Annotated in this window: 20 protein-coding genes; all 20 read left to right on the top strand. The window is 45.5% G+C overall.

Annotation, left to right across the window (positions count from 1 at the left end; translation table 11 throughout):
- Nucleotides 1-20 precede the first annotated feature (20 nt).
- A complete protein-coding gene (locus tag BLQ59_RS11605) occupies nt 21-2,795 on the top strand; it encodes an Hsp70 family protein (protein WP_081342553.1) in 2,775 nt (924 codons plus the stop codon).
- Between the two features lie 96 nt (nt 2,796-2,891).
- A complete protein-coding gene (locus BLQ59_RS16060; protein ID WP_014423960.1) occupies nt 2,892-3,035 on the top strand; it encodes a hypothetical protein in 144 nt (47 codons plus the stop codon).
- Nucleotides 3,036-3,039: 4 nt separating this feature from the next.
- Nucleotides 3,040-3,999, top strand: a complete 960-nt coding sequence (locus BLQ59_RS11600) for a PAAR-like protein (protein ID WP_074573043.1) — start codon at nt 3,040-3,042, stop codon at nt 3,997-3,999.
- Nucleotides 4,000-4,026: 27 nt separating this feature from the next.
- Nucleotides 4,027-4,434 (top strand): hypothetical protein, encoded by a 408-nt coding sequence (locus BLQ59_RS11595; RefSeq protein WP_014423963.1) that lies wholly within the window; start codon nt 4,027-4,029, stop codon nt 4,432-4,434.
- A 45-nt stretch (nt 4,435-4,479) separates the two neighbouring features.
- Entirely contained in the window at nt 4,480-4,632 is a 153-nt protein-coding gene (locus BLQ59_RS16055) for a hypothetical protein (RefSeq protein ID WP_014423964.1), read from the top strand.
- A 19-nt stretch (nt 4,633-4,651) separates the two neighbouring features.
- Nucleotides 4,652-5,041 carry a hypothetical protein gene (locus tag BLQ59_RS11590; protein WP_074573042.1) on the top strand — a complete coding sequence of 130 codons (390 nt, stop codon included), beginning with the start codon at nt 4,652-4,654 and terminating at the stop codon, nt 5,039-5,041.
- Nucleotides 5,042-5,056: 15 nt separating this feature from the next.
- Nucleotides 5,057-5,461: a hypothetical protein gene (locus BLQ59_RS11585; protein ID WP_143005351.1), complete on the top strand. Its 405-nt coding sequence runs from the start codon at nt 5,057-5,059 to the stop codon at nt 5,459-5,461.
- Nucleotides 5,462-5,677: 216 nt separating this feature from the next.
- Nucleotides 5,678-5,962, top strand: coding sequence for a hypothetical protein (locus BLQ59_RS15795; protein WP_143005350.1), 285 nt, complete (start codon nt 5,678-5,680; stop codon nt 5,960-5,962).
- A gap of 317 nt (nt 5,963-6,279) precedes the next feature.
- Nucleotides 6,280-6,423, top strand: a complete 144-nt coding sequence (locus BLQ59_RS16550) for a TNT domain-containing protein (RefSeq protein WP_081342551.1) — start codon at nt 6,280-6,282, stop codon at nt 6,421-6,423.
- Between the two features lie 53 nt (nt 6,424-6,476).
- Nucleotides 6,477-6,746 carry a hypothetical protein gene (locus tag BLQ59_RS11575; protein ID WP_218122900.1) on the top strand — a complete coding sequence of 90 codons (270 nt, stop codon included), beginning with the start codon at nt 6,477-6,479 and terminating at the stop codon, nt 6,744-6,746.
- A 143-nt stretch (nt 6,747-6,889) separates the two neighbouring features.
- A complete protein-coding gene (locus BLQ59_RS11570) occupies nt 6,890-7,669 on the top strand; it encodes a hypothetical protein (RefSeq protein WP_074573041.1) in 780 nt (259 codons plus the stop codon).
- Between the two features lie 12 nt (nt 7,670-7,681).
- Complete coding sequence (locus BLQ59_RS11565) at nt 7,682-8,971, top strand: hypothetical protein (protein ID WP_074573040.1); 1,290 nt, start codon at nt 7,682-7,684, stop codon at nt 8,969-8,971.
- Nucleotides 8,971-9,675 (top strand): hypothetical protein, encoded by a 705-nt coding sequence (locus tag BLQ59_RS11560; protein ID WP_014423969.1) that lies wholly within the window; start codon nt 8,971-8,973, stop codon nt 9,673-9,675. Before BLQ59_RS11565 ends, BLQ59_RS11560 begins: the two co-directional genes overlap by 1 nt.
- Before the next feature lie 12 nt (nt 9,676-9,687).
- Nucleotides 9,688-10,242, top strand: a complete 555-nt coding sequence (locus BLQ59_RS11555; protein ID WP_074573039.1) for a hypothetical protein — start codon at nt 9,688-9,690, stop codon at nt 10,240-10,242.
- Complete coding sequence (locus BLQ59_RS11550) at nt 10,239-11,633, top strand: hypothetical protein (RefSeq protein WP_074573038.1); 1,395 nt, start codon at nt 10,239-10,241, stop codon at nt 11,631-11,633. Before BLQ59_RS11555 ends, BLQ59_RS11550 begins: the two co-directional genes overlap by 4 nt.
- A gap of 21 nt (nt 11,634-11,654) precedes the next feature.
- Nucleotides 11,655-12,725, top strand: coding sequence for a pentapeptide repeat-containing protein (locus BLQ59_RS11545; RefSeq protein ID WP_074573037.1), 1,071 nt, complete (start codon nt 11,655-11,657; stop codon nt 12,723-12,725).
- On the top strand, nt 12,718-13,251 hold the full coding sequence (locus BLQ59_RS11540) for a hypothetical protein (protein WP_074573036.1): 534 nt from the start codon (nt 12,718-12,720) through the stop codon (nt 13,249-13,251). The genes BLQ59_RS11545 and BLQ59_RS11540 overlap by 8 nt, the downstream gene beginning before the upstream one ends.
- A gap of 4 nt (nt 13,252-13,255) precedes the next feature.
- Complete coding sequence (locus tag BLQ59_RS11535; RefSeq protein ID WP_074573035.1) at nt 13,256-13,954, top strand: toxin C-terminal domain-containing protein; 699 nt, start codon at nt 13,256-13,258, stop codon at nt 13,952-13,954.
- Nucleotide 13,955: 1 nt separating this feature from the next.
- A complete protein-coding gene (locus BLQ59_RS11530; RefSeq protein WP_074573034.1) occupies nt 13,956-14,441 on the top strand; it encodes a hypothetical protein in 486 nt (161 codons plus the stop codon).
- Between the two features lie 32 nt (nt 14,442-14,473).
- Nucleotides 14,474-19,028 (top strand): DUF6531 domain-containing protein (locus BLQ59_RS11525; RefSeq protein WP_256324666.1); only part of this gene is annotated, 4,555 nt, incomplete at its 3' end.

Here is a 19,028-nt window from a genome sequence, read left to right as displayed (position 1 = left end):
AACAGCAAGGGAAGAATGGTATGGCTAGGAAGATTGGATATACGTTAAATCGCAATGGGAAAATTGAAACCAACAAAAGTGAAGGCTCGCGGCGTTATTATCGCCGGGAGCTTTTGGGCATGTCTACGGTGCAGCTGCGGGATATTGCCAGACGGGAAAAAGTGATTGCCGGCATTGTCAATCCCATGGACAAGGAAGCGCTGATCGAAACCATCCTGCGCTACCGCGGAGCGGATGAAAAACTCCTGATCCGCAAGTATTCAGAAAAAGGCTGGCAGACTTTGGAAAACGCCCTGCGCCGGACGAATCTGCAGCCGCAGCCAACGCTTCATCCGGAGTGCAGTGCAAAGTTCACCATCTGGCAGCAGCTGGCTGTGGATTACTATGACAATCTGACGGTCAAATACACGCCGGAGCTGATTGGCACCAATGCACTGGTGCTCGATGGGGAGCGGAATCTCTGCGGCATCTTCAACGTGGAACCGAAGGGCAGGAATCAGGATTATCTCTATCTGCGAAAAGAAGCCGGACTGCCCTGCAAGGAAGCGGCAGTCAAACGCTACACCCTGCTTTTTTTTGACCGATCAGCTTCCGCGCAGATTTTCCGGATCTATAGTGGCGAGGCGGGCTATGTCCCTGAAAACATCCGCACGGCGCAGGTGCCGTTGGTGGATTTTACGGTGCGGGAACCCAAAACCCTTCATCTGCCAGTGGCCATTGACTTTGGCACCTCCAATACCGCTGCCGGGGCGTATCTTGATCATCTCTACTTCGAGAGCCAGCAGCTCGAAACGCCGCCGGGCATTCGGGAAAATGAAATCAACTATGCTATCTTCTACGACCGGCTCCATGATTTTGCCGAAACGAATCTGCTCCCCAGCGTGGTTTCGGTGCTGTCCCTGAAAGATCAGGAAGAATCGCAGTATCTTTTCGGATATGATGCGGTGGAGATGGCAGCAGACAGTTATATCGATGAGGGCTTCTGCGTTTTCTACGATATGAAGCGCTGGATCAGTGATTATGAAAAGGACGAGGAAATCACCGACCGCCATGGACGCCGGGCCTTTGTCCCCCGCAAGGAAATCTTGCGGGCTTTTTTCCTCCATGTAATCCATGCCTTGGAGAACCGCCTGAAATGCCGCATTCAAGGTATCCATATCTCCAGCCCCGTCAAGCAGAAATACCTGTTCCAGAAGCTCTTCCGGGAAATCCTGCCGGAGTATGCGGTGGAGCATGATACCGTGGATGAAGGTGTTTCGGTTCTTTACAATACGGTCAGTGAACTCATCGAGCAGAAAAAAGCCCGGAAGAATCAGCTCTATCATGCCTTGATCATCGACTGCGGCGGCGGTACCACCGACTTATCCTCCTGTAAGTTCCGGGTGGATGATCAAAGGGTTTCCTACAAGATCGATATCGAAACGGCCTACGAAAATGGCGATACGGATTTTGGCGGTAACAATCTGACCTACCGCATCATGCAGCTCTTGAAACTCAAGATTGCGGAACTTTTGGCGCAAACCTATGACCAGCAGCAGTCCGATGGCAACTGGGCCTTGCAGCATGAGGTATATGGCAATAAGGCTGCCTTTGATGCACAGACAAGGGAGCGTATGCGTCAGATTACAAGTTCCAAGGAACTGCTGCGGGGCTTTGATGTGGATATCTTCCGCAGTGTGGACGAAAACGGTCCCGATGCGCTGTACCGTGGTATCGACAACGCCTATGAAATGGCAGAGGCCATCATTCCGACGAAATTCAAGGAGTGGGAGAAGGAAAGCCGCACGGATTACTTCAAGGTCAAGAACAACTTCTACTTCTTGTTCCATTGTGCTGAGCAGGTCAAAAAAGCTTTCTTCGAGAAGGCTGGCGCCCTCAAGATCATCCTGACCGCAGAAGGCAACCATGAAGCACCGGGACGCAACTGGCAGCTTAGTCGGGAAATTCCCATTGATGACGGAGAATCTATCGTCCTGCATATGGACAAATGGAAACTAGCCGTGCATCAGGCGGGCGGCATAGTGACCATCAAGCAGCTTAGCGATATCGTATTCAGTATCTTTGACGTCAATCTGTTGCTGACACCGGATATCTATGGCGTGATTCAGCGTTTTTTGGAGCCGCTTTATGAAACTGGGGATATCGAAGATTACAACATCATCAAATTGACCGGTCAATCCTGCAAGATTGACTTGTTCCGCGATTCGCTCAAGGAATTCGTGCCGGGAAGAGTCATCAAGTCCAAACGCAAATCCGGTGACAGCTCCGACTGCCGGGAACTCAAGATGACCTGCATAGACGGTGCCCTGAAATACCTGCGGGACAAGAAATACGGCTATGCAGATGTCCATATCATCAGCCAGCCGCCAAAACTCCCATACAGACTCACGGGCTTTACCCATAATGGTGAGGAGATTGACCTGATTGACGGCAGCCGCAGGCTCAGTCACGGCGAACTCTCCCGCAATATGGATAATCTGACGCTGATGCTTTACCTCAAAGACCAGGACGGAAATAATCGCTATAACTTCACCTATACCTGCACGCAGGATGAATTCGAACCCAAAACGCAGGAAGAGATCGAAGCCATCTATGGCGACCATATCCCGCAGGACGATACCGATACCATCATCCATCGCGAGGCCAAATTCTTCATCTGGTCCGAGCCAAAAGAATGGGGCTTTATGATTGTCCCCGTCTACCGCGAAGGCGAGACACTGATGCTGGGCAAAGAAAAATTCCAAAGCTTTGAAAATGACGGCTGGATGAATAGCTTCTTTGATGGGACGAAATAAAGGAGTATAAAGGAAATCCATGCGGCAGAAATACTTGAGGGAAAAGAGCAATCGCTTGTTTGGCTGGAATATACGAATGAAACGGTAACAGAACGCATGTATAACTGCCTGTTTTCCAGCGGCCTTGGCAGTGAGGCGGTTACAGGATCTATCAGCTTTACCTATGCCCAGCGGAATTTTCGGGAGATAGCGAAACAGATTGCCCTGTCATATAAGGATAATACAGCGAAGGGAGATTGATATTATGGGCGCTAAGGAATACATGACCATGATGAGTGATTATACAAAGTGCCAATATGGAAGCATGAAGAATCAGATCAATATGATAAACGACCATGGTGTATTATCCAGAAAAACAGGAAAAGCCGTACTGAATGCCAATGACCATAAATGGCAGGATAATATTTTGGGATATGGCATGTGCAGTGCTTTTTGCGATGACAACAATAAATTGACTAAAATGATCAATAGCGCCCAGCAAAATGAGAATAGATTCGTAAGGCCGCGAGTAAAATGTGTTTGCCATGCGCAGACAGAAGAGGCTTGGCGTAATGTGGATAAGCATTTTGTCATTGAAGGGGCTCCAGTACTGACGAAAGATAGTTTTTTAGAGTGTAAATTTGGAGGTATAATTCGTTTTTGTGCCCCGCCTAAGCCTGGAGATACAGATGCGCCACAGACTGTTGGGGAGCAAGTAACGAATAACATAATGGAAAAATTAGATTCTTTACAAAAGAAAAGAGAGGCTATAAAAAATAGTATTACCAAGGAAAAAGTTCGTCAAATGATAGCAGAAGGAAAAATACCACAATTTGAGGATATGGAGCATGATTATTATTATGTATCATTGGGGCTTTCTTATGGGGAATTAGCAAGTATAGATCAAACTGATGGGATGATTATAGATAAAATGGGTAATGTATACTTTTATTCTGAATTAGGGGGAGGATTAGGTGTATCTACTCCTGTACAGGGTAGTGTAGGGTTTGGTGATTTTTATTCAGATGATAAAGAAAATAGTGGGGAATATAGAGATGCTATAAAAGGTGAATCTGCTGGATTTAATATAGATATGGGGGTACAATTTGGAGTGTCAAAGGGGGCTAATTCTCCTGTCGCGAGAGATGTTGGAATCACATCTGGAGTTGGTTGCTCAGTAAGTGAAAGAAATACTATATATTTGTTTAATGTATTTGATGATTAATATGTACCAATTATGAGGTGTGGTGTTATGAAAAAAATAACTATGGCGTTTATTTGCTTTTGTTCGACATTATCTCTATTGTATACAGCTATGAATTATAAAGTAAATGGAGATGCATTTCAAAAAGATCCTCAAATAATATTAGAGATATATGAAGATCTTCCTATTCCAGAATGTACCAAAGAAGTAAAAAAGAAAGATAAATCAAGACCGAGGTCGTCTGTGTTTTTGAAGGTTTATTATTATACAGAACTATCAAATGAACAGATTATGAATTTTTATGTAGAACAATTCACAAAACGGGGATGGAAACAAATAGAATATAAAGGAGGAATTGGAGTTTTATTTAAAAAAGATGATTGGAAAATCGCAGTTAACAAAGGCGAAGAAAATTATAGTTTAGAGATTTTTAAATTTTATGGAGTAGCTGACTGATGTTAACTATTTAGAACATAATGTGAAATTTAAGTGGAGAAGTTAATGAAATTTTTATATTTGTTGTATTTGGTTATTGCAAGATTGGTTATCGATATCATCAGCACGCCGGATGACTTACTCACATGGGTTACTTTGTTTTTTGCAAGTTGTGCAGCATGGTGGGTACGAAAAAAAGAATCTAAAAAAGATGATTGACAATATGACAGGAGGATAAATGGAACAGTTAATAAATAAAGGGATATTACCTAATCCAAAAGATATGGATCAGGATTACTATTATTGTTCTGTTGATGGATTTGGCCTTATCGTGGACAAAATGGGGAATGTTTATAGATTCTCTGAGACTAGTTTGGATTTTGGAAAGTTTGCTTCAGAACAGATTAGTGCTGGTTATGGAAATTATAATGGAAGAAAAAATAATGTTGATGATTATGTTAACTCTATAGCAGGCGAATCGGCTGGCGTTAACATTGCAGCGGGAGGGCAAGTAGGAGTTTCATCTTGGAATAATGCACCAATATCTACTGAAGTGGGTGTAACTACAGGGGTAGGGGTGTCAGTAGGTTTTCGTGAAACAAAACGAATATTTAATATATATTCTTAACTAGAAGGTGGTCTGTTGATGAAGAGAATTTTGCATTATATTGTTATTATAGGAGTATTGTTATCATTGTATGATGTTACCATGAATTTTATGTATCATGGTGATGATTTTGAGAAGGATCCTAAAGAAATGTATGAGATTTATGAAGAGCTGCCGGTTCCAGAAAAAACTGACGAGTTAGGGAAAAAAGAAATAATAAGGAAAAGACATTTTGTTTCGTTGGATATAGATTATTGCACTGATTTGTCCAATACGCGAATAAGGGAGTTTTATATAGAAAGGTTGCCTCTGGCTGGATGGTATCAAGTAGATGATTTGGGAGGAGATGGGATTGCTTTTGCTAGAGGTGGATGGAAGATTTCAATTCATAATGAAAATAAAAAATACAATTTGTATATTTGTAAATCTTACAATAACTAGATTATACTCATGGACAGAATATAAGTTATGAAATCAATATACATTATATACATATTAATTATAAGAACCGTTATTGAGATAATGAGCACACCTGACGATTGGTGCTTATGGGTAGTTCTTAGCATATTTATCTTTATGTCTTGCTTGCGAAGAAAATGAAACGAGCAAGGATATAGTTGAAAAATCCATTAAAACAATAAAGCTTAGGTGGTTTCGTTGAATAATAAAAAAGGCTTTTGGAATAGCTTCCCACATGAGTTAGTTCCGTTGAATATAATTTGCAAATATAGTATTTATTTTGGTGTTTTCGTTTGTGTTGCATATAAGTTGGTTTGGCAGATTTTACCATGGATTATGTCGTATAGTGTGGCGCTTTCCTATTATATAGGAATGAAAATTATTAAGGTTATGCATAATCCTGATTCTTTGGAACAAGGAAATTGTTATGCAAGACTATATTTATCACCATTCATCCCAGTGTATTCAATAGAGCATGAATGATTTTGCCTGAATATGATCGAAGCTAATCAAGTTGTACAGTATGGTGGATACGGAAAAGAGAATCGTGATATAAAGATGGACATTTTGAGGAGGATAAATGGAACAGGTTACACTGGGACAGCTCGAGGTCGAAGGCTTGCCCTATTATCGTATAGAAAAAATATATATAGAAACCAAGGCGGGCAGGCATGGGATATGTATTAGGAGTTGAGTTGTATTGACGATAATCATAGAGGTGTTTGATATGAACGAAGAAGAACGAAAATATCTCAAACTTCGCACACCTAAAACAAGCCCACAATTAGGAATAATACCATTTGTATGAAGTTTGTAAACCTGTCCGTAGCGAGGGTAGTATCATTGCGCCATGGTTTGATCAACCTGGCGGTGGAATACAATTTAAACTAGAAAAACCAATAAATGAATTACTTAGTGAAGCGATAATAAGAGAAATTAAATAGGAAAATCCTTATTTTATTGTTTGCTGAAATGATTTTTTGAAATGTTAAGTTGAATGATTAAGGTAATGAAAATGAATCTAAAAGAATTGAAGAAAAAGCTTGATGAGCAAAATGTACCAACAGATATGTATAGTTTAAATGGGTGGAATCCTAATGAAATGATGTGTATAGAGAGAAAAGGACAAAAATGGCAAGTATATTGTAGTGAGAGAGGGACGAAAACAGGGATGAAGATTTTTAAAAGAGAAGTTGATGCATGCCAGTATTTGTATAATATTGTGATGCTTTGTTATCGTGATCGTCAAGAATATTTGCAAAAATAATATTTATACTGTATTAAAAATTACTGTACAAAAAAGGGATTTGAAATGCAGGTTTTGCTGCAGAGTGGAACGTCACATGTCAAATTAACGGAAAAACAGATTACTTTCGGTGGCGAAAGTGTGATTGTGGGAGAGTGAACAATATGCGTGATAATCAGCAGCGGATTCCGAAGTTTGAGGCCTTGCATATCCTAAGGCAAAGTATGCTTTGCGATGTCCGGGACAGGGCTTTTGATACGTTGCCTTTATTGTATCAGGATTATAGCGATGGCATCATCAGTGGCTGCCGCATGATGACTACCAAAGAGACGATTACGGTGCAGCCGGGGCTGATCAAGCATGCGGGCTTTATCTATTACCTGCAGGAGCCGATGACCATTGCCTATCGTCCTACGGATGAATATGCCATCCTGAAGCTGAGGTTTGCCGCACCAACGGAGCAGCAGGGGGCCATGGTTTATGAACTGGATCTGGACCTGACCAATGATCTGACCTTGACACCTGACGAAATGGAACTTTGCCGCTTCAAGCTGAAAAGGGGCTCCATCCTGCGTGTCAATTATGTGGATTTTTTTGACCGGACAACGGAGTTTGATACGGTCAATAACATCTATGCGCCCTATGCGGCGGTGGGAAAGAGTACTCTGTCGCCAGATATTACGCAGGCTTTTGCGCGGGAGGCCAGCAAGTTTACGCTTACGGAATTTGACCGTCAATTCTGCCTGACCGCACTGACTGGTCAACCTATGTCAGCAGAGGCAATCGGTTTTTATATCTGTCAGCGTCTGCAGCAGGAAGAACAGGAATGGAATAATGCCAGCCTGTTTGACGGGCTTACCCGCGTATTGGATGAGATCCGCCCCGCAGGCTTGCGGGAGTGCCGCCGGGAACGCAGACGGCGCAGGGAAGTATTGGTAGATTGAGGGAGATAAGGTATGGGCATTTTTACAGATGAATTTGATCTGGCTGGCTATGTAGAACGGCAGGCCATGGAAATCAAAGGATTGGAGAACCGGGACCTTTTCCGGAACATCATTGGGGATATGTTTACCCAGCTGTATCAGCATATGTATGCAGAGTATCACGGGTTGGAGCAGCGGATGCTGGCAGAGGTGAAAGCTCCCGCCGAGATGCCGGATATCATGACAGGGCTTTGCTCCCGGAAAGATTATGATCAGACGGACAGGGAGTTTTTCCCCATGGATGCTGCTGACCTGCAGCAGAAAGAGATCCCGGCAGCCGATATCCTGCGGCATCTGCAGGCTGGTGAGGGATATGCTTTGTTTCCGGTGTTCTTTGCCGGGGAAACCAATGAACTGGAAAAACTGTTGCGGGAGAAGCGGCAGTTTTCCGGTACGGTCAAGAGTGCCTATAGCGAGGTGGCGGCTACCTTTGAACTGCGTCCCTGCCTGCGTTATCGGAAACAGGTGGAAGCGCTCTATGATGTGACTGGTCAGAATGCACTTCCCTGGCGCAGTGTACTGACGCCCTATCTCTATAAATTTGCCGAGGTCTGGATTACCTCACTGGAGGGCTGGGAAGATGATATGCCCATCGAACGGGTGATGCTTGACTATGCGGAGTTTGCTGACCGCATCTATGAGGATATGGTGCCGCTTTGGAACATCCGCCCCTGGCAGGCGCATACGAGCTGCTACCCGGAACCCTGCATGGATCGGACTTCCTATGAGCATCGCCTGTATGCCAGCCAACTGCCTGCAGGCTGCAAATATCTGCTCGCTGGCTCTGCTGCCGAAGTGCGCAATGTGCGCTGGCAGGGCGGCGAGATGATCATTACCTGTGACCGGCAGGAGGCTGAGGATTGGGAGATGCTGCGGTTATATCCGGTGAAGAGTCAGGAAAAATACGGTTATCGGGTGTATGGCAATCAGCATGATGAGAGCTTTGCGCGGAATCTGGTGGCAGCTTTTGGCCAGCGCATCAAGACGCGGGGGGAAATCGAGCGTTTCCTGCGTTCCTTTGCCTGCATGCAGGATCTTGAACTGGCCGATATGCGGCTGCGGAAAACTGCAGGGCAGCCGGCAACCTATTCCACGGACGCTTTCATTGACTATGAATTCCGCACGGGCAGCCGTGCGTACACATTGGAACTGGACTTCCGGGCAAAACAGGAGGATTACCGGAATCTGGATGTCATCAGTTTCCTGACCACGAGCCTGCAGCATTATTTTCCGGAATATACCTGCGCAGGGAGGCTGGTCTGATGAACTTTATTTGGGATGCTGCTTTGAGAGCAGCAGAACAGGGGCTGAAAAAAGAGGCTATGCACTACACGCCGGCCGAGAAAGGCAGTCCATACTATGAGCTGGCTTTTGACTATCTGAACCGCAGGGGAATCGGCGAAGATGCTGTGCCGGTCAATGCCCTTTACCGCTTCAGTGCCATCTTCCAATATCTGCTGCATCCGGATGTGCGCTATCTGCTGGAGAAAGATAAGGAAGAATTCATTCAAAAAGCCTTTGACTGCATCATGCATATCCTCTGTGAAATTGACCTGCATCATGGCATCACCCGGCAGGAATGCTATGTGCGGAAACTGCGGCAGGAACTTCTGGATGGTGTATTCGGCAAAGAGGCGGCTGCGGTAGTTCGGGATTTGGACCGGGAAGGGCAGCTGGCTGTGGCCGAAGAACTTCTGCATACCATGAAATGTGGTTCCAGCCTGCAGGGCTTCAGCCACGCCTTTCGTCGTCTGTTCCCCAAGGGAATCCTCTACCAAAGCCGGCTGACACCTAACGAGCTGTATGCTTATTTGGACGAGCCAAAATTGCAGGCACGGGAGGCGGAGTGGCAGCTGTTCTGCCGCTTGTTCCTGCCGCTGGACTTTTCCGTCCGGGTGTTCTGGCAGGTGCATTTCGGTATTATCGGCCTGGACGGAACCATGAAGGATAAAATCGCGCTGTTTTAGGAGATTTTGACGATGAGTGAAGAAAAAAAGCAATCCATATATGATCCCTTTGTTATGCTGCATGACAAAAGGACGGTCTTTACCCGGCAGGAACTGCTGGAGGGGAAAGTATCTATCGTGATACCCGAGGATTTTGCGCTGCTGGATGAAGCCACCCGGCGAAAAATCTATGCGGTAAGCGATACGCCGGGGTGTCTTTACAGCAACGAGCAGGGCTGTTTCGTTCTGGGACTCAAGCAGGCCGAGACAAAAATAACAGAAAATCAGCTGGATTTTGCCATGAATATCATGAAGAAGGTATTCCCCTACAGTGCCCATAATGCCCAGCTGCTATCCGCCAAAATCATGCAGGCCCAGAATGCGCCTTTGGGCGTGCTGGAATATGTCCATGAAACCCTGCTGGAGAAGGTCTATCAGATCATGTTTTTGGGTTCGCTGGAGAACCGGATGCTGGTAGGGAGCTTGCATTTCTCGCTGGCAGACAGCGAATGGATGGTGCCGCTGGCCGAAGAAATCATGGCTTCTTACTGTGACCTGACGAAGAAGGAAGAAGGGGCGGTCAAGTGAGTACCCAGCATAATAATATTGAAATCAAAGGAATTGACTTCCAGAAGATACTGGAGGTTGAGATTCAGCAGGAGCCGAATGAACATGCTGCCGCCCATGTGGTGGGAGAACTTCCGACCGCTCGTGCGCAGGAATATATCCAGCGGGCTGATACCATGCAGGATATCGTGATTGGCACAAGCGGCGGACAGGCTGTGACTTATTTTTCCGGCTATGTGACCAGCATGCAGATTCAGCAGCAGGCTGACTACAGCCGCCTGATTATCGAGGCCAAAGATGCCAGTTATCTGCTGGATATCCGTAAATGTTCCTGCAGTTACCAGAACACGGGCAAAAGCTATGGCGATATTTTGCAGCAGGCCTATGGCGATAGCGGAACCCTGCAGGTGACGGGCAGTGACCAGGCGATTGGCGGGCTGATCTTGCAGATGGATGAAACCAATTGGGAATTCACCAAGCGTATGGCCTCCCGCTTCAATGTACCCGTGATTTCCGATATCACCGCAACCAAACCCTTGATTTACTTCGGCGTCCCGGACGCACGCAGAACTTTGGAACTTACAGCGGCAGCCATCAGCTATGGTCGCTCGGAAAAGAATTTCCAGCGTGTCAGCCAAAACTATCTGGCAGAAGGGAACGAGGCGATGCGGCAGGACTTTGCCGATATTTCCGTGCAGTCCTATGACTATGCCCAGATTGGCGACAAAGTCAAATTGAATGGCGAAGAATATGTTGTTCGCAAAGTGGAAGCCAAACTGGTGGACGGCCTGATGCAGATGACCTATGCACTGACTGGGGAAAAAGGCTTCGTAGCGCCGCTGCAAAAGAATACCAACTGCGCAGGCCGAGTGTTGAAAGCGCAGGTCAAGGCCGTAAAAAGGGATCAGATTCAGGCGCATCTCTTTGAAATCGATTCGGAATACGACAGTAGCGGCGACTGGTGGTTCCCCTATTCTACGGCGTATTCCAGCAGTGACGGCAGCGGCTGGTATGTCATGCCGGAAAAAGATGACTATGTGCGCATCATGTTCCCTTCGAAGAATGAAACGGACGGCTTTGCCGCCAGCTCCATCAACTCATCCCCCCCGGAGAGCACGAGAAATAAAAGCTTCAAAGCCCCCGGCGGCAAGGAGATACTGCTGACCGATGAGGGCATCTACATCATGTGCCAGCACCAGAGCATCTTTATCGACCTGACACAGGGCGACGGTATCAAGATCGTATCGTCCAAAGATATTCATGTGTCCTCTGATGCCAATGTCACACTGTCGGCGGAGAAGAAACTGACCATGCTGGCGAAGGAAGGGCTTACGTTGCAGACTGGGGATTCCAAGATTGCGATGAAGACCGATCAGATTGTATTAGGGGCCAAAAATGTAGTCATTACCTGATGCGTGAAAGGAGCAGGACAAGTGTTTTCTTCTCTTGATGAGTATGAAAAAGAATATTATGCAGCCGCAGAAGTTAAATTATTACAGGACTTTAATCATTGGCTGGGCGTGAATGAGGAGGAGTCAAAAATTAAATGGCTGGCGGCCATGGAAGATATTCTGCACAAGGCAGCGCAGGCGCAGACAAAGCTGAAAGAGGAAGGCCAGTGCGTGAATTGCCGCTATCTGCAATGTTCTTTCCTATATGTTTCTCTTTATCAGGATAAGCCAGTATTTCAAGTGGAACTCTATGATGAGCAGCAGCAGGAGCCTTGGCTGATGAGCTGGCTGGATACCAGTGACATGCTTGCTATTTGGAAACCTTTTACAGAAAAAGCCTTGGCAAAGAACAACTGGATTTCCCGTTATTATTCAGCAGCGGCAATTTGCAGTCTCTTTCCGCAAACTATGGAAAAAGTCCTGTATCTTCTTTCGCGTCATTGGCATTATTGGGCTGGTGACCTTGTACTGCGTGGAGGCTTTCATGATTTAAGACTGTCAGCGCAGTTTCAGATGATGGTAGGGCAGTATCGTGGCTGGCAGGAACCGATATATACCATAAATCCTTCGCAGGATATCTATCTGCATGGTGGCAAAAGTCTGATAGCAACGGATTTTTATCGGGCGGTTTATCGGGCAAAGCCGATTTGTCATGAGGATGTGACAGAGGCACGTTTTTGGGACTGTAAGTGGGAAGCAATCCAGTTGCAGGATGTGAACTTTGCGGATGCAATCTTTGTGAAATGCCGGTTTTATCAGGTGGATTTTACGGATTGCTGTTTGGCCGGTGCCAGATTTACGGACTGTAAATTTGTTGGCTGTAATTTTCAATCCTGTGATGGCAATCCTGAGTCAGACAAACTGCCGGATACAAAAATATACAAAGGTGTAGGCTGGCAGGATTGTCACTGGGAGAATTGTATTTTTGACCATTGTGACCTTAGTCATGCCCGTTTGAGCGATGACATAGAGGACTATGTAACGCTCTATTGCTGTCAGGTGGAATCATCGGATTTTCAGCATATGGGACAGGAGGCAGTGAACGATGATTGAGCCTTGGTATTTACTGGGACAGGATAAAACATTACATCATGTGATACAGGCAACGGAGCTGGAACAAAGTAAATATCCGGCCATTATGAGCGGAAAACATTTTATACAGATGGAAGATGCAGTTACCCATTATGAGATGAAGGAGCCGCTATATCAGCCAGATTTTTTATTTGACCCGACTTTTATGGTTGAAGATAGCATGTATAAAATCTGGCAGGAACTGCAACCGGATATTTTAGGTAAGGCTGTACAGTTTTTTGAAGCAAATAATCGGGAAAATGCTCCGATGCCACTTTACTGGGTTCCGTTTCTGCCTTCGGAGGAAGATGCTTTGCATGACCAAACGAAGATAGAACTAGGTCGGGCAGTAGAGCCTGTTCTGCGCAGAGAAAAACTTGCAGAGAAAAATTTCCTGCATATCACGCTGGCTGGAGGTCAGCTTTGGTTTGCCTCGCTTACAGCCGTAGAAGCAATGCTATGGAAGGGGCAGACTGGTGTTCAGATTACTTCTGTAGAAATCAGGTGATGAAATGGCTGATGAATATATGACATGCTACCACTTTACCCAATGTTCCTTTGGTTCCCGCGAGGAATATATCAATCTGCCCGTTGATCATGGCGTGACTGCTATGACAACAGGGCAGCCGCTGCTTAATGCAAATGACCATAAATATGAAGGTCCGGAGAGGAATATACATGGATATCGTTTCTGCCAACGAATCGGCGTTTGTAAGCCAAAAACACCGAAAGTATGGCTCAAAACTGCCAATAAACACCTGATTGAGGGTGCACCAGCCTTGACCGAACAAAGTGAATTGATGTGCATGCATGGTGGTGTGATTACCTTCTGTGGTCCGCCGGCTGATGTGCAGGCGAAAATGAAAGAGCAGGAAGCATATTCTGATGAAGGTATGGATGAAGATAGCCAATCATTAAAACAACCATCTAATAGTGTAAATGAAAATTCAATGAAAAAGGGCGCATTGAATGACAAACGCAGTGGCTCATCAAAAGATTATGATAAAGCAGCAAAGGAATTAGGGTATGAACGAATTGGTGAACGCTCGCATGGTCAGCCTATTTATAAAAAGGGACATAATTTTATAACACCAGATGTTAATAGGCATAATGGTGGATTTTGGAAAATGGCAAAATCCGTAGATGCTTTGAAAAATAGGACTTCACGAAAAGGAACATATGACAAGCATTTGAATAGGATAGGAGATTAGTGTGATTAGTATAAGAGTATCAAAGTATAATCCGATTTTTAGAGATAAAAATGGAGCTTATAAAAAAAGTGAATGGATATCCTATTATGACATAGGTAAATGCTTTGAAGGAGAGGTATTTACTGAAGAGCAGTATCTAGCCGTGGAGAATGGGTATTTAAATGTGATAAAGAATTTATATGAAATATATCCTTCGTTAATCTTGCATATAGAGGGGCTGGAGCCGATCGACAAAAACATAGATAGATGGCAAGATGATGATGAAATTACCAGAGATAAGATAGAAGAATTAGTAAGAGCAATTCTCAGAGAAAAAGTATGGTGTAAGTTAATAAACGAAAATGTTGAGGTGCATTTTGGATATGATTACTATATGTATATTGTGTTTATAAAGGGATATTCTATTCGGTCAATCATAAAATATTTAAAAATAATACGACAGAATGGCTTGTTTATAGAAAAGAAGCCAGTAATATATTATGAATAATTCCTGCTGTCAATTAAGAAAGAAGGTATTCTATGGAGCAGACTCCGCTAGGGCGGGTTAGGCTTTCGGGCATTGCATATCGGAAGATTGAAGAACTGGAAATTATTGAGAAAGCAGGAAATCACGGGAAATGCGTACTGCTTCTCAGCGTTGATAAGTCATTTTCGGAACAGGATATATTGCGGCTGGAACAGCAGTGTATCATGGTATCTACTGACGATAAAGTAATTTTTAATGGTGTAGTTGTCAGCTGCCAGCTGACCAGTCAGGCAGAAGAAAAACGCTTGCAGATGGTATTGTATTCGCAATCTTATTTATTGGATATTGGGAAAAAATCACGAACTTTCCAGTCAGAAAGCAAGACTTTAGCAGATATGGCGAACAGTATTGCGCAGCCCTATCAGGCAGAAGTATTAGTTCAGCAGGATGAAACAGTTTCCCGTCTGGTCTATCAGGAAGAACAGACGGATTGGGAATTTCTATGCCGTTTGGCAGAGAGCACCGGGCGTTATACCTTTGCTGATGCCAAAAGCAAGGGAATCCGTCTTAGTTTAGGCTATATTCCCTTTCGGCAGAGGAAAATTGCTGCCGAAGATATTGTTCTGGGGCAGCAGGTTCAGCTGGAAAAATGCCTGCTGGCACAGGAAAATAATACCGTACACCGGGCCTTGCCCTGTGAATATACGAATACGGTTATCGATTCGCCAGACATTTCTCTGGGCGTGGGCTATGGGATAAAAAATGGCGAACGCGACCAGATTATTATGAGCAGCCATATTGAATCTCGTGACGGATTGCTGGTAAACCATTTGGAGCTGGTCAATAAAGAAGGTTGCCGGGTATCTGCATTGGCAGAATTGCAGGATAGGAATCGTGGTAAATATCTGGGTGGAAAAATTCTTGCCGTGGATGGCACCAATGTCAAAGTGCATTTTGATGTGGATAAGAGTCAGGATGAAAGAGAAGCCTGCTGGATTCCCTATGAGAATATTGTCAACAACTATATGTACTCCATGCCGGATGTAGGAGACAAGGTGTTTGTCTATCAGGAAGAAAACGGCAAGAAGATGGCGCAGGGCAGCCACCGCGCATCTACGGATGGTAACAGCGACTATGATACGCCGGAGAATCGCTCCCTGACCAGTACCAATAATCTGTTGCAGTTTCAGCCGGGAAGTGTGATATTGCTGGCAGGACGGCAGGGGTGCAATAGTTCCATTATCAGCATGAGCGATGATGCAGGAATCAGCATTCATTCCACGCAGGATATTATCTTTGAAGCCGATAAGGACATAGAAATACAGGCGGCGCAAAGCAAAACACCGGAACAGCATGGACAGCCTGCTGCTGACTATGAAAAGGGAATGTCCGATTATACCGCACATGGTGGAGCCAATATTCCCGTTGATATGGGCAGTGATGCAGAAATTGGTTCCGATGTTGGCGAGTTGAAATCCGGTAGTGCCCCCGCAGAGCCCGTGGTTGCCTCCGAACAGGCGAAAGTCTGTGATGCAGCTACCGGCACAACCCATGCACAAGCAGAAGCAAAACCAGCGGCAGGCGAAACTCCTGCCAGCGGTTTTATACAGGCAACAGGCAAAGACGGTCTGACGCTGGTGGTGGGAGCAAGTTCTATTGATATCAGTAAGGAAGGCAATATACAGATTGAAACGCCGGTTTTTGAAGAAAGCGGCTATATCAAAGGAACGCATGAAATTGCTGTTGACCATATGGATGCAGAAGAAGCAGAACAGCTTGCTGTGGATGTAGGCAAGGAATTGCTTTGGGCTGGAGCGGAAATGATTCCGGTGGTTGGGAATGTCATGAGTCTTTATGATGCCTATCAGGATGCCAAAAATGGCGACTGGGGAATGGCCGCTTTGGATGTTTTCTGCGCGATTCCCGGACCGGGGAATGTAGCAAAAGGATTGAAGACTGGTGCAAAGGGGCTAAAGGCTGCTGAGAAATTAGGAAAGGTGGGAAAAGTTGCAGTCAAAGCCGGTGAGGGACTGATTAAAGCCGCTGAAGTAATGGCTAAAATCGACAAGAAGATTAAAGGCATTGTCAAAAGTATCGAACATGTAATGACAGGAGCTGCAGAGGTAGCACTTAAAGCGGGAAAACGTGTGAGCCGGGCTGCTGATGATGTGCTTAAAGCAGCCAAAGAGGCGGTGCCACATATTGATGATATTTCCAGAATAGGAGAAAAGCTTGCAGGAAGAACAGAAAAAGCTATTCAAACGGTTAAAAATGGTACGCAACGTATGAAAGAAATGGTCAAAGGAGGATGGGGAAAATTTAAAGATAAGGTTGCAGATCCTGTAGACTTAGTAACGGGGAGTTTTATTCTTGATATAACAGATTTGGCGTTTAAAGATTTAGGTGAATACTTTGTCCTTACCCGCTGTTATGAATCCCTCTATGAAAATAAAGACCAGCACCTTGGCCGCCGCTGGCTGATAAATGTAGGGATGTGCCTTTCCCGCGATAATAACCGGATTACGCTTCTGATGCCTGACCTGCATCTGGAAAAATTCCAGCTACAGGAAGATGGCACATGGCAAAACCAGCGTGGCGGCAGTGAAGCTTTGAAGCTCCGTGAGGATAAAACGGGCTACCAGATTATACTTCCTGCTGAACGAAAATGCTATACCTTTGATTCGGAGGGCAAGCTGATTTCCATTCAGCAGAATAACCAGCGGCCAGTAAAACTTACCTATCAGGGGAAGTTTATCCAGCATATCACCCTTTCCTGCGGTCAGGAGATTCGTTTTACCTACGATAACGATAAGATCAGCTCCATCACAGATCCGCTTGGTCGTGTGCTGCGTTATACATATGATGGCGATTTGCTGACCAAGGTTACATATCCGAACGGAGGGAATTTCCAATACACCTATGATGAAAATGGACTGATTCTGTCTGTCCGGGATCTTAATGGGAAGACATATGTAAAGAATACCTATGATCGAGATTGTCGTATTATTCGGCAGGATATGATTAATGGTGGAGAATATCTTCTGTTTTATGATCCGCAGAATCGAATCAATATCTACACAGAAATACATACCGGCCAGCGAATGACCGTGCATTATACCCGGCAGAAGCTTGTGGATTCTATCACCTATCCCGATGGTACAGTGGAAGAACGTGGCTATGATAAATGGGAAAATCAGGTCTATCAAAAAGACCGCCTAGGGCGTGAGACGCGTTGGGAATTCAACGCCCAAGGCCAACTTTTGCAGGAAATAAAACCGGATGGCTTAATCACCACTCATACCTATGATAAACAGGGACAACGCATTCGTACACAGGACAATCTTGGCGGTGAGATATGCTATAATTACACCAAGGAAGGCTGGCTCAGGGAAAAGAAAACGAAACAGTCCGAAGGCAAGTGGCAGGTGGAAGCCTACGAATACGATTATCAGGGGCGTATGCTTCGTAAGACCGTAAATGGTCAGGAAACGCGCTACTGGTATAAGGAGGATTCCCCTGTTCCCTGTGCTATGCGCACTCCCTGTGGGGATGAATTCCGCTATGAGTATGATGACGCAAATCGTTTGAGCATAATTGCTAGCGAATTCGGTGAGCGCAGTTTCGGCTATGACAGCCTTGACCATATCGTCAGCGATACCGATGCGTTGGGGAACTCTTATACGGCAGAATTTGATCTGATGGGCAATCTGCGCCGGGAATGCAGCCCTAAGGAAAATGCCAGCGAGGAGCAGTCTCGTTACTGGCGTTATGCCTATGACGGCATGGACAATCCCATCCACACGGAAAGCCCATTGGGCATAGTTTATGCAAAGGAATACGACGGCGAAAGCCGCCTAACCAAAGAAATTCACCCAGAGGCAGAAACCGGTGAGGGCATTTCTTATGATTACGATGCTGATGGCCGCAAAATTCGTACCCATTACCCGGACGGCGGCGTGGAGCGCTCTTTCTATGATGCAGAGGGGAATCTCATCAAGAAGGTAACGCCGAACCATTATGATCCGTCAACCGATGATGGCGCAGGAACGACCTACACTTATGACGCAGGCAATCGCCGTACTTCCGTGACAAATGAAGCTGGCGACCTGCTGGAAGTCTCCCGCTATGATGCCAAAGGCCGCTGTATCTATCATCAGGATGCAGGCCAGCTTGAAGCCAGCCGTGAGGGCATGGTCTATGCCACCACCTATCGCTATGACTTGGTGGGCAACAAGCTGGAGGAGCGTAAGGCCGTTTCCGAAAAAGATGGTGCGATCCAGTACAGCCTGCGGTGCTGGACGTATGATGTTCATAACAATATCACCGAAGAAAAAACATGGCTTACCCTGCAAAGCGAAACCAGTGCCAGCGGTCTGACACGCACAATCTGCAACACCTATGATAAGCAGAATAGGCTTATCCGGGTTACAGACAATTTAGGCGCAGAGGTCAAATACACCTACAACAGCATAGGAAAACGAACCAGTGAGGAGCGCAAGGTCAATGCAGAAGAAACCCAGCTGATAAAATACCTCTATGATGAAACAGGCCGCCTGACCGACAGAGCCGAAAAACTCAACCAAAAGCGCAAAGGCACATGGTGGGCAC

It is taken from the genome of Pseudoselenomonas ruminantium (assembly GCF_900104055.1).
GTDB lineage: Bacteria > Bacillota > Negativicutes > Selenomonadales > Selenomonadaceae > Selenomonas_A > Selenomonas_A ruminantium_C.
This window is presented reverse-complemented; position numbering and strand designations above follow the sequence as displayed.

Coding starts and splice junctions, on each gene's coding strand:
- BLQ59_RS11570 (WP_074573041.1), top strand. CDS start 6,890: ATGCGTGATAATCAGCAGCGGATTCCGAAGTTTGAGGCCTTGCATATC.
- BLQ59_RS11595 (WP_014423963.1), top strand. CDS start 4,027: ATGAAAAAAATAACTATGGCGTTTATTTGCTTTTGTTCGACATTATCT.
- BLQ59_RS16060 (WP_014423960.1), top strand. CDS start 2,892: ATGTATAACTGCCTGTTTTCCAGCGGCCTTGGCAGTGAGGCGGTTACA.
- BLQ59_RS11600 (WP_074573043.1), top strand. CDS start 3,040: ATGGGCGCTAAGGAATACATGACCATGATGAGTGATTATACAAAGTGC.
- BLQ59_RS11575 (WP_218122900.1), top strand. CDS start 6,477: ATGATTAAGGTAATGAAAATGAATCTAAAAGAATTGAAGAAAAAGCTT.
- BLQ59_RS11605 (WP_081342553.1), top strand. CDS start 21: ATGGCTAGGAAGATTGGATATACGTTAAATCGCAATGGGAAAATTGAA.
- BLQ59_RS11540 (WP_074573036.1), top strand. CDS start 12,718: ATGATTGAGCCTTGGTATTTACTGGGACAGGATAAAACATTACATCAT.
- BLQ59_RS11535 (WP_074573035.1), top strand. CDS start 13,256: ATGGCTGATGAATATATGACATGCTACCACTTTACCCAATGTTCCTTT.
- BLQ59_RS16055 (WP_014423964.1), top strand. CDS start 4,480: ATGAAATTTTTATATTTGTTGTATTTGGTTATTGCAAGATTGGTTATC.
- BLQ59_RS11560 (WP_014423969.1), top strand. CDS start 8,971: ATGAACTTTATTTGGGATGCTGCTTTGAGAGCAGCAGAACAGGGGCTG.
- BLQ59_RS11555 (WP_074573039.1), top strand. CDS start 9,688: ATGAGTGAAGAAAAAAAGCAATCCATATATGATCCCTTTGTTATGCTG.
- BLQ59_RS11590 (WP_074573042.1), top strand. CDS start 4,652: ATGGAACAGTTAATAAATAAAGGGATATTACCTAATCCAAAAGATATG.
- BLQ59_RS11565 (WP_074573040.1), top strand. CDS start 7,682: ATGGGCATTTTTACAGATGAATTTGATCTGGCTGGCTATGTAGAACGG.